Here is a 14,243-nt window from a genome sequence, read left to right as displayed (position 1 = left end):
CAAGGACCGGTCGAGATGGTCGGTGTGCGTGGTTGGTTGTGAGCTCGGTGTACGGGTTGTGCGCAGTGCATCGCGCGGCGGTGCGGTGTGGTCTGAGCGGTTCCTTTCGATCTGCAGTGTGAGTGCCATTGGCTGCATCACGGCACTCGTCAACGCAAACCAACAAGACAACATCATGGACACAGATTTCTGGCTGCAGCGTTGGCAGAACGGTCAGACCGGCTTCCATCAGGACCAGGTGATGCCGTTGCTGCAAAAGCACTGGCCGGCGTTGCAGCTGCCGAAGGCTGCCCGCGTGCTGGTGCCGTTATGCGGCAAGACGCTGGACCTGCACTGGTTGGCCGCACAAGGCCATCGGGTGCTGGGCGTGGAGATATCGCCGCTGGCGGTGACGCAATTCTTCGCTGATGCCGGCCTGCAACCGCAGCGCCACAGCAGCCGCGCGGGCGAGCACTTTATCGCCGGCCCGATCGAAATCATCTGCGGCGACGCGTTTGCACTGGAGCCAAGCGTGCTGGCCGATTGCAGCGCCGTCTACGACCGCGCCGCATTGATCGCCCTGCCGGCCGGCTTGCGCCAGCAGTATCTGTACACCACGTACGCGCGCCTGCCTGCGGGATGCCGCGGGCTGTTGATCACCCTGGAATATCCGCAGGCCGAAAAGGCCGGGCCACCGTTTTCGGTGGGAGCTGACGCGGTCCACGCACTGTTCGACACGCAATGGCAGGTGCAGCAACTGGAACGCCGCGACATCCTCGATCAGGAGCCGCGCTTCCGTGCCGATGGCGTCACTGCCCTGTCGAGCGGCGTCTATCGTCTGCAACGCAACTGACGGTCACGGGCGAACTTTGTCATCGACGATCGCTGCCGACGCCCCAGTCGGGCGACGCAGGCGTTGCGCAAGCAGCGCAGCGCGCGCCGATCAGCACCGCGCGGCGTTGCGCCACGCGCTGGTTCGCACAACAGCGCAAGGCGCCGAGCAACACCGCCGCAAACCGCCGGCAGTTGACGCAGACCACGCAGCAAGGCGATGCCCCGCGCGGCATCTGCCAATTGCAAAACTGCGCTGCGCCTGTTCGGCGGCTGCGCAGCGCCCAGTCACCGGGCTCAGCCGGCGACGTGGCCCTTGTCGATCTTCGAGGTCTGGTACAGCTCCAGGCCGATCCGCTTGATCAGGCCCAACTGCTGCTCCAGCCACCAGGCGTGGTCTTCTTCGGTGTCCTGCAGCTGCTTGAGCAGGATGTCGCGGCTGACGTAGTCGCCGTGTTCTTCGCACAGCTTCATGCCGGCGGCGAGATTGGCACGCACTTCGTATTCCACCACCAGATCGCGCTCGAGCATCTCCACCACGGTCTTGCCTGGCGCAAACTCGGCCGGCCGCATGTCCGGGTCGCCTTCCAGGAACAGGATGCGCCGCAGCAGCGCATCGGCGTGCTCGGTCTCCTCTTCCATTTCGTGATTGATGCGCTCGTACAGCGCCATCAGGCCCTGGTCCTCGTAACGGCGCGAGTGCAGGAAATACTGGTCGCGTGCGGCCAGTTCGCCGCGCAGCAGCTGTTTGAGGTAGTCGACGACTTCGGGATGGCCTTTCATGATGTGCTCCAGCGACGCAATGCGCGCATGGTGCCCTAAGCCGCGGCGCAATGATCTAATCGGAATCACTTTCAGTTGCGCTTGCGGCCAGACCCGCCACGGTCATGACCGGCCGCCACACTGTGACCGAACTCAAGGACTCGACAATGCGTAAATGGCTGGGCCGGCTGCTGCTGGCAATCGTGGTGTTGGTCGTGGCGGCCCTGTTGGCCGCGTATCTGCTGATGCGTGGCAGCCTGCCGCAGTTGGATGGCAACAGCGCACTGCAAGGCCTGGCGGCACCGGTCAGCGTGCAACGCGACCAGCGTGGTGTGGTCACCATCGATGCGGCCAGCCAGGTCGATGCCATGCGCGCACTCGGCTATGTGCACGCGCAGGAGCGCTACTTCGAGATGGACCTGATGCGCCGCGCACCGGCCGGCGAGTTGTCCGAGCTGTTCGGCGCCGCAGCGCTGGACCTGGACAAACGCAATCGCGTGCACCGGCTGCGCGCCCGCGTGCATGCCAGCCTGGATGTCGCCGCCGGCAGCCAGCGCGCCGCGCTGCAGGCCTATACCGAGGGCGTCAATGCCGGGCTGGCCGCACTGCGCGTGCGCCCGTGGCCGTACCTGTTGCTGCGGCAGACACCGCGCGCGTGGACGCTGGACGACTCCATCCTCACCGGCATGGCGATGTATGCCGACCTGCAGGACAACGACAACCAGACCGAACTGGCAGCCGCCCGCATCCGTGCGGTGGTGCCGGCGGCGCTGGCGGCATTGCTCGACCATCAAGGCTCCAGCTGGGATGCGCCGCTGTTCGGCCCCGCGCAAGGCGATGCCGTGCTGCCCGACGCCGCCGCCCTGGATCTGCGCCGCCTGCCGCATCCAGCCGCCACCGCAGGCGCCGAGCCGCCGACGCCGGGCAGCAACAACTTCGCCGTGGACGGCAGCCTCACCAGCGACGGCCGCGCCATCGTCGCCGACGACATGCACCTGGGCCTGCGCGCGCCCAATATCTGGTTCCGCGCACGCCTGCGTTACCCGGACACCAGTGCGCCCGACGGCAAGGTGGACGTCACCGGTTTCACCCTGCCCGGCTTGCCGGCGGTGGTGGTCGGCAGCAACGGGCATGTGGCCTGGGCCTTTACCAACAGCTACATCGACACCGCCGACTTTGCGCGGATTGCGCCGGCCACGCCGGGTCATCCACAAGCGCTCACCACCCATGTCGAAACCATTCGCGTGGCCGGCGCCGCGCCGGTGCGCTTTGCGGTGCGCGAGAGCGCCTGGGGACCGGTCCTGCACGACAACGCCGATGGCAGCCTGCTCGCACTACGCTGGGCCGCGCAGCTGCCCGGCGCGATCCGGCTGGACTTTGCGCAGATGAGTACGGCGGCCGATGTGCAAACCGCCTTCGCGGTGGCGGATCGCTCGGGCATTCCGGCACAGAACCTGTTGCTGGCCGATCGCAGCGGGCGCATCGCCTGGCGGTTGATCGGTGCGCGCCCGGTACGCAATGCCGGCTGTGGCCCGAGCGGCATCGCCGAACTGGCAAGCTCGGCGCAGGGTGCGGACGCGGCTTCGCCTGCGGCAACGGCAACGGCGGCGCCTGCGCCGGGCGGCTGCCTGCCCTGGCCGGTGCGCAGCGACGCTGCCCCCGCCCTGATCGATCCTCCGTCGCACCGGCTCTGGACCGCCAACAGCCGCGTCGTCGATGCGCAGCAGTTGGCCACGCTCGGCAATGCCGGCTACGACCTGGGTGCGCGTGCGCAGCAGATCCGCGACGACTTGTTCGCCAGGCAACGTTTCAACGAGCTGGACCTGCTCGCCATCCAGCTCGACGATCGCGCCGTGCTGCTCACGCGGTGGTGGCAGTTGTTGCGCAGCGTGGTCGAGCACAGCAAGGACCCGGCCTTGCAGCAGATCGAAGCCGCCACCCGGCAGTGGGACGGGCACGCATCCACCCGCTCGACCAGCTACCGCATCGTGCGCGGCTTTCGCGGCATGACCATCGACGCAGTGGAAGCCGGCCTGCTGGCGCCGGCAAAAGCCGCGCTTGGCAAGGACTTCCTGCCGCCGCGTCGCGCGCAGCTGGAAGGCATCGTCTGGCCGTTGCTGCAGCAGCGCCCGGCGCATCTGCTGCCGCCCGCCTATGCGAGCTGGGATCAGCTGCTTGCCGAGGCTGCACGCAATGCGCAGACGGATCTCGCTGCGCAGGACGGCGCCTTGAGCGAACGCACCTGGGGCGAACGCAACACCGCCACCATCTGCCACCCGATCGCGCGGGCATTACCTGCGCTCGCCAAGCGCTGGCTGTGCATGCCACCCGACCAACTGCCAGGCGATCGCGACATGCCGCGCGTGCAAGGCCCGGCCTTCGGCGCCTCCGAACGCATGGTGGTGTCGCCCGGCCACGAACAGGACGGCATCGTGCACATGCCAGGCGGCCAGAGCGGACACCCGTTGTCGCCGTTCTGGGGCGCAGGCCACGACGACTGGGTGCACGGCCGGCCGACCCCGTTCCTGCCGACCGCGACCCGCTATACGTTGCAACTGCAGCCGAAGTAGGCGTGGTCATTACTGTCTCGTCTGTCGACACAGGTTTCGACAGTCGATACGGGTCTGGACGAACGCAAAATCGGTGTCTGCGTTCTGCCGATCGCACCCCGCACCTTGCACCTGGCACATCTGGATACCCAAGTATCCGCAGCCACGCCCACCCACCGACCTGCCCAATCAAGCGAGCACAACATGCTAAGATGCATTTGATAACCATTCCCATTAGTGACCAATGCGCCCCACGCTCCTTGTCACCGCGCTCGCCACTGTCTTGGCGTTACCCTCGCCCCGCGCCTTCGCCCAACAACACACCAGCACCTCGGCAGCCGTCACCGACCTCGATGGCGTCGACGTCGTCGGCCGTGCGCAGACGCTGTACAAATCCGACGATGCCGCGGTGGCCACACGCACCGATACGCCGTTGTCGCTGGTGCCGCAGTCGGTGCAGGTGCTGCCACGCGAACTGATCGACGACCAGGCCGCGCGCCAGATCACCGATCTGTATCGCAGCATCAGCGGCATCAGTTTCTTCAGCTACGCCGGCGTCACCCTGCGCGGCTTCCGCCAGGAGAACGTGCTCTACGACGGATTGCGTGGCGATCCGTATGCCGGCTTCTCGGTGCCGCAGCTGTTCAATATCGAACGCGTGGAAGTGCTCAAGGGCCCGGCCGGTGCGTTGTACGGCGGCGGCGAACCCGGTGGCGTCATCAATTACGTCACCCGCAAGCCCGGCCATCAGGCCGCGCGTCGGGTGGAGCTGCAGGTGGGTAATCAATCCTTCGGGGCGGCCTCGTTCGAGGCCACGGGGCCGGCACGCGCGGACGGGCGCATTCGCTACCGCATCGGCGCCTATGCCGATGGCGAGGATGGCTTTCGCCGCAACACCGATAGCCAGAGCCAGATCGGCGATGCGTCGGTGGCGTTCGATATCGGCCAGACCGGCGAGCTCACGCTGCAGTACACCGACATCACCCAGAACCTGGGCGGCAATCGCCTGCGCGGCGTGCCGGTGGATGACGACGGCAACTTCCTCACCGACCGTCGCTGGAACCACAACGAGCCCACCGATTTCCTCGACATGCGCGCCAAGGTGGCGTTCGCGCAGTACCGTTTTGCGCCGTCCGATGCATGGGATGTGGACATGGCGATGCGCTGGTTCAAGAACGACGAGCATCAGATCTATCACGAGCCGATGGGTCTGATCGACCGCGATGGCGACGGCACCGCCGAATGGATGACGCGGCAGCTGCGCAACCAGTTCCGCGACAACGATGCGATCTCCAGCAACGTCAATGCGGTGTTTCGCACCCGCATCGGCGCGATCGAGCACAAGCTGCTGATGGGCGCGGACTACTATCGGCTGGATGCGGATTTCCGCGCGCAGACCGCCAACACCGCAGACAGCGGCCGCGTGCGTGGGCCGGTGCCGGGCATCGACCTGTTCAACCCGGTGTATGGCCGTAGCGGCTTCTACGACTACGGCCTGGACAGCCTGCCCTGGCGCGCCACCAGCACCCGCAGCCAGCGCTATGGGGCGTATCTGCAGGACGAACTTACGCTGACGCCGCGCTGGTTTGCGATGGCCGGACTGCGTTGGGACGGCTTTAAGGACGACAACCGTCTGGACGGCTCGCGCGTCACCGGCAACGATCTCAGCTGGCGTGTGGGCAGCACCTTCGTGCTGCGCGATGGCATCAACGCGTACGCAAGTTATGCCAGCGGCTTCCTGCCGCAGGATGCGGCCAATCAGGACAGCAGCGTCGGCGGGCCGTTCGATCCCGAGCGCAGCACGCAGTGGGAAGTGGGCCTGAAGACCGCGCTCAACGATGGCGGGCTGACGCTCAACACCGCGCTGTATCGCATCGAACGCAGCAATATCGTGCAGGCCAACGGCAGTATCGTCGATGGCGTCAATCAGCTCTCCGCGCTCGGCCTGGTGCGCAGCGAAGGCCTGGAAGTGGATCTGCTGGCCGACCTCACCGAACGCTGGGTGCTCAATCTGACGTACGCCTACAACGATGCACGCGTGCTCGATGCGGGCACCAACGGCATCACCAATGCGTCCGGCGACCGCTTCGCCAATGCACCGCGCAACACCTTCGGTCTGTGGACGCGCTACGACCTGCCGGCCTGGAACTCGGCAATTGCCTTCGGTGCCGACTACGTGGGCGAGCGGGTCAGCCTGGAAGGCCAGCGCGTCAAGCCATACGCCATCTTCGACATCAGCTGGCAGACGCAGTGGGATGCCTGGAAACTGCAGGTCAACGTCAAGAACCTGTTCGACAAGGTCTATGCCGCCAGCGGATTCACCGAACGCACCGGTCACTTTCCTGGCGAACCGCGCCGTGTCTACGCGCAGCTGGCCTACAGTTTCTAAGCGTGGCGAACGGGCGCCTGCCCAGGCCTTGAGCGATGCTGCAACTGTGACGTTCGTCGACCATAGCGGTCGCCGCACGCACAGTTGCGGTCTCGACTACGGCCGTGCAATGAACCTGCGCCGAATCAGGCAGGCCGGAATCAGCCAGACTTTAACGTCCGGTGGGACACACTAGAGGCCGTCGCGATCTGCAACGTGTTTGCGCACGATCGCCCTCCTCCCCCCACTGACCGGAATCCGCATGCCTCAGCTTGCCCGCTCCGTTTCCGCCCTGTTGCCCCTGCTCGTTGCCACTGCCTGCTCGGCAGCGCCGCCCGCCAAATCCGGCCCACCAGATGCGCCGGTCGCCGCCTGTACTGCCAAGGTGCGCCCCGGGCAGGATCTGCAGAAAGCCATCGACAAGCTTCCGCAAAGTGATACGCCCGCGGTGTTGTGCTTGGAAAAAGGCGAATTTCCGCTCAACGGCCTTGTCTCGATCCACCGCGGCAATCTCGTCTTGCGCGGCAAGGGCCCGACCACGGTGCTGCGCATGGCCGATGGCGTACAGCAACCGGCGCTGGTGGTCGGCGACTACGAAAACCAGCAGCCGACCGGCGTGATCCGCAATGTCAGCATCGAAGACATGCAGATCGTCGCCAGCACCGGCGACAAGGAGTTCATGCCCGAGCGTCCGTACCTGAGTAATAGCGCGGTGGTGGTGCGTTCCGGTCAGGGCATCCGGCTGGCCGGCCTGCAGGTCAACAAGTGCCGCAGCGCCTGCCTGCTGAGCGAGTACGACACCCGCGAGATCACCATCGAAAACAACGATGTGTCCGGCGCGATCTGGGATGGCGTGTCGTTCAACCGCACCGCCAAGGTCACTATGGTCAACAACTACATCCATGACAACGTGGCTGCAGGCCTGACCACCGAGCATCTGGAAGACAGCGAGATCCGCAACAACCGCTTCGAGCGCAACGGCAGCCAGGGCATCTATCTGTCCGACGCGCGCCGCAACCGCTTCAGCAACAATCAGTTCGACGGCAACAAGGTCGCCGGCGTGTTCCTGGCCTGCGCCATCCGCTATCGCACGCCGGAAATCCTGTGCTGGGACAACAGCATGAGCCAGGACAACGTGTTCGAGAACAACCGCTTCTCCAATACACCGTTCACCTACACCATCGGTGTGGACCGCGCCGCCAACTGCACGGCGGCCGACTTCAAGCCGAACCTGTGGCGCAACAACCAGGCCGACGTGGCCGGCGTGGATATCGAGCCGCAACGCTACGGATACTGCGTGCGCCACGAGTGATCGCAGCAGCGGCCGGCAGCGCGTGAGCGCATGCCGGCCGCTGGAGTTTCAACTCCGATGCAGCAGCGTTACGACGCCAAGGCCTGTTCGTGCACGCCGGCAATCGCACGGCCGGATGGGTCGGCCATCGCGGCGAAACTGGCATCCCAGGCGATCGCGGTCGGCGACGAACACGCGATCGACTTGCCGCCCGGCACCGTCTCCGCAGCCGCCTGGCTGGGGAAGAACTGCTCGAACAGCGTGCGATAGAAATAGGCTTCCTTGGTCTGCGGCGGATTGACCGGAAAGCGCTTGGAGGCGGCGGCCAGTTCGCGGTCGCTGACATGCGCGGCGGCGTGCGCCTTGAGCCCATCGATCCAGCCATAGCCCACGCCATCGCTGAACTGCTCTTTCTGCCGCCACAGGATCGACTCGGGCAGATAGCCGGCAAACGCTTCGCGCAACACGCCCTTTTCCATCCGCGTGGCGCCGCTGCTGGTCTTGTCGATCATCTTGAAACTGGCGTCCATGCGCATGGCCACATCCAGGAACTCGCGATCCAGGAACGGCACGCGTGGCTCCACGCCCCAGGCCATCATCGACTTGTTGGCGCGCAGGCAATCGTAGTTGTTGAGTGCATCCAGTTTGCGTACCAGTTCCTCGTGGAATTCGCGTGCGTTGGGTGCCTTGTGGAAATACAGGTAGCCACCGAAGATTTCGTCGCTGCCTTCGCCCGACAGCACCATCTTCACGCCCATCGCCTTGATGCGTCGTGCCAGCAGGAACATCGGCGTGGAGGCGCGGATGGTGGTGACGTCATAGGTCTCGATGTGGCGGATGACCTCGGGCAGCGCATCCAGGCCCTCCTCGAAGCTGTACTCGAAGCCGTGATGCACGGTGCCCAGCGCGGCGGCGGCGACTTCGGCCGCGGCCAGGTCCGGCGAGCCTTTCAAGCCGATCGCGAACGAATGCAGGCGTGGCCACCAGGCTTCGGTGGTGTCGTTCTCCTCGATGCGATGACGTGCATAGCGTGCGGCCACCGCGGCGACCAGCGACGAATCCAGTCCGCCGGACAGCAGCACGCCGTACGGCACATCGGTCATCAACTGACGGTGCACCGCACGCTCGAAGGCCTCACGCAATTCCTGCAACTGCACCTGCACGCCTTCCACCTCGGCGTATTCGCGCCAGGAGCGCTCGTAATAGCGACTCAGTGCGCCGGTGGCGCTGTCGTACCAGTGGCCGGGCGGGAACTGCGCCGCATCGGCGCAATCGTCCACCAGCGACTTCAGTTCCGACGCCACGCGCAGCCGGCCTTCGCGATCATGGCCCCAGTATAGCGGCACCACGCCGATCGGGTCGCGCGCGATGAGCACCCGCCCGGCCGCCTTGTCCCATAGCGCGAACGCGAAGATGCCGTTGAGGCGGTTGAGGTAGGAGGCCGGCGCATCCTCGCGGTACAGCGCGTTGATCACCTCGCAATCGGAGCCGGTCTGGAAGGCGTATGGCTGCACCAGCTCCTGCTTGAGCTCGCGATGGTTGTAGATCTCGCCATTCACCGCGAGCGCAAGCGCGCCATCTTCTGACAACAAGGGCTGCGAGCCGCCGGCCGGGTCGACGATGGCCAGCCGCTCGTGCACCAGGATCGCACCGGCGTCGACATACACGCCGCTCCAGTCCGGGCCACGGTGACGTTGCCGCTGCGAACATTCCAGCGCCTGCCGGCGCAATGCCTGCAGATCGTCACCGGGTTGCAGGCCGAAAATACCGAAGATGGAACACATGGAAACACTCCTGATGAAACTGCGAGGGTTGGCGGCCGATGAAAGAGCGTGCTGCACGAGAATGACACCCATAAAAAAACCCGCATCGGCCGATGCGGGTTTTCTGATTCCTGGGCGTTTGGTTTTACTTCGCCTAGTCGCAGACCCGCATCGGCCGCGCACGATTGTTCGCGCGCAGATTGTTGCGGTTGGCGTTATTGACGAGGTTGGGCAGGAGCGATGACATGCCTCGACCGTATCCCGCTTTCGACGGCGGCGCAACTGTTGCGATGGCAACCAAGCCCAGCATCGCAGACCACGCCGCGGTCGCACCGGCGTATTGCGAGGATAATGACCGCCCCCAACAATCGGCAGTAATGGAATGACCCCACGCATCGGACGCATGCCGCCCCTGGCCCTGTTGCTTGCAGTGTTGCTGCAGGCCTGCAGCAGCGCCCCTCCGCGCACCGATCCAGTCTATCTGCAACAGCTGGAACAACACGCGGCCGATGGCAGTTTCGATAGCGCGTGGAATGCGGCCGAACGCCTGGAGGCACGCAACGACCCACGCGCCATCCACTGGTACGAACGTGCCGCTGCGATCGCCCCGTGGACGTTCCGCAACACCCGCGCCGAACTGGCGCTGGGACGGATCTGGGCAAGCGGGACGCTCTTCCATCCCGACAGCCCGTACATCGACCAGCGCGTCGCATTACGTGCGTCGCCGCGCAAGGGCGAGCACTGGTACCTGGCAGCGGCCATGCATGGAAACCCGTATGCCATCGCCGAGCTCGCCAAGTTTCACCGCGACCGTGGGGAGGCGGCTGCGGCGTTGCGCTGGGATCTGCGTGCGACGATCTATGAGCGCTCCGCATCAGGATCGTCGGGGCTTCCCGCCGCCATCGCGCCAAGCGGAGGTGCATTGCACCCGCTGGTACGCGACATCCAGCGCCGCGCCCGCAACGGCGATGCCGAGGCGCAGGTCGATCTTGGCGCGCTCCATGAAAAAGGAATGGGTGGCGTGGACAGAGACGGTACGGAGGCGCTGCGCTGGTACCGGCGCGCGGCGGACCAGGGCAATGTGTATGGTCAGTATTTCTCCGGTCTGCTGCTCGGACGCGGCAGCAGCGGCGTGACGCGCGACGTGGAGACGGCGGCAACCTGGTTTGCCAAGGCGTCCGCACAGACGTTCTATATCGCGGACGAATCGCATTGGCGCGAGGCGATCAAACCGCCGTTCTGGACGTTCGACTAGCCCCCCGAGCCTTGTGCGTCCATGCCACCTGGCAGCGCAATGCAATGCAATGCAATGCAATGCAAGCGAGATGCTGCTGCAATCCAGAAGATCTAGTGCAGCTTGGCGATGCCCGCGTCGCGCAGCAGCATCGGCGTGCCGCAGGTGAACCCATGCCGTGCGCTGGCTGCGTAGTGTGCAAACCAGCGCGTGGCATGGGCATATCCTGGCAACTCAGACCAGCAGGCGTTCGATCAGCGTGCGGTACAACGCCGGCAGCGCTTCCAGATCGGCCACGCGCACATGCTCGTCGACCTGGTGGATGCTGGCGTTGACCGGGCCGACCTCAATGCATTGCGCGCCCAGCGGCGCGATGAAGCGCGCATCGGAGGTGCCGCCGCCAGTACTTTCTTCCGGCGGTGCGCCGGCGAACTGGCCCAGCACCTCGCGTGCGACGCTGCGCAGGCGGCCTTCCGGGGTGTAGAACGGCTCGCCGCTGCGATGCCAGCGCAGCGAATACTCCAGTGCGTGGCGATCCAGCAATGCGCTGATTTCCGCTTCCAGCCGCGGCGCATCCCACAGCGGGGTGTAGCGCAGATTGAAGGCCACCTGCAGCTCGCCCGGAATCACGTTATTGGCGCCGGTGCCGGCATGGATGTTCGACACCTGCAGGCTGGTCGGTGGAAAACTCTCGAAACCCTCGTCCCACTGCCGCGCCACCAGCTCGGCCAGTGCAGGCGCGGCCAGATGGATCGGATTGCGCGCCTTGTGCGGATACGCCACATGCCCCTGCACGCCTTTCACCGTCAGCGTGCCGGATAGACTGCCGCGACGGCCCACGCGCAGCAGGTCGCCCAGCCGTTCGGTGGACGACGGCTCGCCGGTGATGCACCAGTCGATCGCCTGCCCGCGCGCGCGGAACAGCTCGGCCACGCGCCGCACGCCGTCGATGGCATCGCCTTCTTCATCGGAGGTCAGCAACAGCGCCAGCGTGCCGGCATGCTGCGGATGGGCGGCGACGAACTGTTCGGCAGCGATCGCGAAGGCGGCCACGCTGCCCTTCATGTCGGCCGTGCCGCGTCCGTACAGCACACCATCGCGGATCTGTGGATCGAACGGATCGCTGGTCCAGGCCTCGCGCGGCCCCGGTGGCACCACATCGGTGTGGCCAAGCAGCACCAGCACCGGCGCACCGCTGCCATGCGTGGCCCACAAATTGTCGACCTGGCCCAGGCGCAGATGCTCGCAAGCGAATCCGGCAGCCTCCAGGCGCTGCGCAAGCAGCGCCTGGCAGCCGGCATCGTCCGGTGTCACCGAGGCGCGTGCGATCAGCTCGCAGGTCAGTTGCAGTACGTCGCTGGTCATGCTCGTCCTTCCGATAAAAGATGCACCTGGGCTGCCGGCATCGGCAGATCGCCTGCCTTCCCCGCACCCGCCACGCACAGGCCTGTGCGAACCGATGGTGCGCGGTGGCACCATCAGGCGATGTTGAAGCGTGCCTTGAACCCGTTGTCGGAGAAGCCCTGGCTGAGCGCGCCATCGTCGCTCACCACCACCGGGCGGCGGATCAATTGCGGGTATTCGCGCAGCAGCAGCTTCCATTCCGCGTCCGAACCCGGCGTCTTCTTGTTGTCGGGCAGCTGGCGCCAGGTAGTCGAGGACTTGTTGATCAAGGCCTCGAATCCGCCGGCCTGGCCGGCCCAATCCAGCAACGTCTCCGGCGCGGGCGTGTGCTCGCGGTAGTCGACGAAGCTGTAGGCCACGCCGAAGCGGTCCAGCCACTTGGTCGCCTTCTTGCAAGTGTCGCAGTTCTTCAATCCATAGAGCGTGGTCATGTCGTCGCCTTTTCGACTCTGCGGCGCGCGCTTGCACGCGCCAACAAGGTGGTTACCAGTTGATCGTGTTCCTGCCCGTGTGCGGGCAGGAACACCACATCGGCGCGTGTGCCGTGGAATTTCAGCGCCATCCGCCGCGGCGGAATCAGCCATGCCGCATCGACCGAGCGCAACTCGGCCAGGTCCACACGCTGCGACCGTCCTTGTTGCACGATCTCCAGTGCATCGCCCGCATCGCGGACCTGTGCCCAGCGGGCGGATGACCATGCCAGACGCAGGGTCATCAGCACCACCAGTGCAGGCGCCAGCCAACGCAGGACCTCCAGCTGCTGCGGCAGGCCGTCGCGCAGCAGCGAGCCGCCCACGTAGAGCGCTACCCATCCCAACCACATGGCCGGGATGCCCCAACGGACCCAGCCACTGAGCGGCCGCGACAGCATGGTGCCGCGCGCAGGCTGCGCGGTATTCAATCGGCCAGGCCGCGCAGCAATTCGTTGACGCTGGTCTTGCTGCGCGTCTTGGCATCCACCTGCTTGACGATCACCGCGCAATACAGCGAGTGCGAGCCATCTTTCGACGGCAGCTGGCCGGACACCACCACGCTATAAGGCGGCACGTAACCGTAGGAAATCTCGCCAGTGGCGCGGTTGTAGATGCGTGTGCTCTGGCTGATGAACACGCCCATGCCGATCACGCTGTGGTGCCCGATGACCACGCCTTCGACCACTTCCGAACGCGCACCGATGAAGCAATGATCCTCGATGATGGTCGGGCTGGCCTGCAGCGGTTCGAGCACGCCGCCGATGCCGGCGCCGCCGGACAGATGGCAATGCGCGCCGATCTGCGCACACGACCCCACCGTGGCCCAGGTATCGACCATGGTGCCTTCGCCCACATACGCGCCGATATTGGTGAAGCTCGGCATCAGCACCACGTCCTTGCCGAAGTAGCTGCCGCGCCGCGCGACCGCACCCGGCACCACACGCACGCCGGCCTTGCGGAACTCGGCTTCGCCGAAGCCGGCAAAACGCGACTCCACCTTGTCCCAGAACGGTGCCGGCTGCGCGTCGATCACGGCCATCTCGTTGACGCGGAAATACAGCAGCACGGCCTTCTTCAACCACTCGTTGACGGTCCAGCCGCCCTGCCCGTCCGGCTCGGCGACGCGGAACTCGCCGCTTTCCAGGCCGTCGATGACGCGGGTGACGATGGCGCGGGTGGAGCCGTCGATCTCGTCGACGGTCAGGCTGGCGCGGCGCTCGAATGCGCTTTCGATGCCGAACTTGAGTTCGTCAGTACCCACCGGCGTTGCAGCGCCGCCGACGGCCTTTTCGGCGAGCGGCAGTTTCTTCGCGGCTGCAGCCTTCTTGGCGGCCGGCGCGGACACCACGCTGGTCGGCTGCTTGGCCACGCGCGGGGCCGCACTGGTCGCCGACTTGGTCGCGCTTTTCCTGGTCACCTGCTTGGTAACGCTCTTACTGGCGGCCACCGGCTTGGCAGCAGCCGTGGCCTTGCGCTTGTCGACGGCCGGCGCCTGGGGCGCCTTGCCGCTCTTGCTCGGCGCGCGCTTGGGCGCTGCGTCGGTGGGGGTCGCGCCCTGCTTGCGCGCGGTCTTCTTGCTGGTGGCCATG

At 65.8% G+C, this 14,243-nt stretch carries 11 protein-coding genes; 5 read left to right on the top strand and 6 right to left on the bottom strand.

Features of this window, described 5'->3' with window-relative positions; all coding sequences use genetic code 11:
- Positions 1-175: 175 nt before the first annotated feature.
- Positions 176-832, top strand: a complete 657-nt coding sequence (locus ABQY74_RS07550; protein ID WP_349793792.1) for a thiopurine S-methyltransferase — start codon at positions 176-178, stop codon at positions 830-832.
- 275 nt (positions 833-1,107) lie between these two features.
- Here the strand turns inward: ABQY74_RS07550 and bfr are convergent, their stop codons facing one another.
- On the bottom strand, positions 1,108-1,593 hold the full coding sequence (gene bfr, locus ABQY74_RS07545) for a bacterioferritin (protein WP_039511630.1): 486 nt from the start codon (positions 1,591-1,593) through the stop codon (positions 1,108-1,110).
- A gap of 146 nt (positions 1,594-1,739) precedes the next feature.
- Between bfr and ABQY74_RS07540 the strand changes: the two genes are divergently transcribed.
- The 3 genes from ABQY74_RS07540 (at position 1,740) to hpaM (ending at position 7,801) form a co-directional block, all read left to right on the top strand.
- Positions 1,740-4,142 carry a penicillin acylase family protein gene (locus tag ABQY74_RS07540; RefSeq protein ID WP_349793793.1) on the top strand — a complete coding sequence of 801 codons (2,403 nt, stop codon included), beginning with the start codon at positions 1,740-1,742 and terminating at the stop codon, positions 4,140-4,142.
- A 223-nt stretch (positions 4,143-4,365) separates the two neighbouring features.
- On the top strand, positions 4,366-6,510 hold the full coding sequence (locus ABQY74_RS07535; protein WP_349793795.1) for a TonB-dependent receptor: 2,145 nt from the start codon (positions 4,366-4,368) through the stop codon (positions 6,508-6,510).
- Between the two features lie 241 nt (positions 6,511-6,751).
- On the top strand, positions 6,752-7,801 hold the full coding sequence (gene hpaM / locus ABQY74_RS07530; RefSeq protein ID WP_104626352.1) for a type III secretion-associated outer membrane-bound protein HpaM: 1,050 nt from the start codon (positions 6,752-6,754) through the stop codon (positions 7,799-7,801).
- Between the two features lie 68 nt (positions 7,802-7,869).
- Here hpaM and asnB read toward each other — a convergent pair whose 3' ends face one another.
- Positions 7,870-9,564: an asparagine synthase B gene (gene asnB, locus ABQY74_RS07525; RefSeq protein WP_104570568.1), complete on the bottom strand. Its 1,695-nt coding sequence runs from the start codon at positions 9,562-9,564 to the stop codon at positions 7,870-7,872.
- Between the two features lie 361 nt (positions 9,565-9,925).
- Between asnB and ABQY74_RS07520 the strand changes: the two genes are divergently transcribed.
- On the top strand, positions 9,926-10,798 hold the full coding sequence (locus tag ABQY74_RS07520; RefSeq protein WP_104588994.1) for a tetratricopeptide repeat protein: 873 nt from the start codon (positions 9,926-9,928) through the stop codon (positions 10,796-10,798).
- A 213-nt stretch (positions 10,799-11,011) separates the two neighbouring features.
- Here the strand turns inward: ABQY74_RS07520 and dapE are convergent, their stop codons facing one another.
- From dapE to dapD, 4 genes are all read right to left on the bottom strand, one after another.
- On the bottom strand, positions 11,012-12,142 hold the full coding sequence (dapE, locus tag ABQY74_RS07515; protein WP_349793798.1) for a succinyl-diaminopimelate desuccinylase: 1,131 nt from the start codon (positions 12,140-12,142) through the stop codon (positions 11,012-11,014).
- Between the two features lie 113 nt (positions 12,143-12,255).
- Positions 12,256-12,612, bottom strand: coding sequence for an arsenate reductase (locus ABQY74_RS07510; RefSeq protein WP_024938895.1), 357 nt, complete (start codon positions 12,610-12,612; stop codon positions 12,256-12,258).
- Complete coding sequence (locus ABQY74_RS07505) at positions 12,609-13,082, bottom strand: hypothetical protein (protein ID WP_104645071.1); 474 nt, start codon at positions 13,080-13,082, stop codon at positions 12,609-12,611. The genes ABQY74_RS07510 and ABQY74_RS07505 overlap by 4 nt, the downstream gene beginning before the upstream one ends.
- Positions 13,079-14,242 (bottom strand): 2,3,4,5-tetrahydropyridine-2,6-dicarboxylate N-succinyltransferase, encoded by a 1,164-nt coding sequence (dapD, locus tag ABQY74_RS07500; RefSeq protein ID WP_349793801.1) that lies wholly within the window; start codon positions 14,240-14,242, stop codon positions 13,079-13,081. Before dapD ends, ABQY74_RS07505 begins: the two co-directional genes overlap by 4 nt.
- Between the last annotated feature and the right edge of the window lies 1 nt (position 14,243).

The sequence above is a fragment of the Xanthomonas sp. WHRI 7064 genome, from assembly GCF_040202355.2.
GTDB classification, from domain to species: Bacteria; Pseudomonadota; Gammaproteobacteria; order Xanthomonadales; family Xanthomonadaceae; genus Xanthomonas; species Xanthomonas arboricola.
Note: the sequence above shows the minus strand (reverse complement) of the source record. Positions and strands in the feature narration are given on the sequence as shown.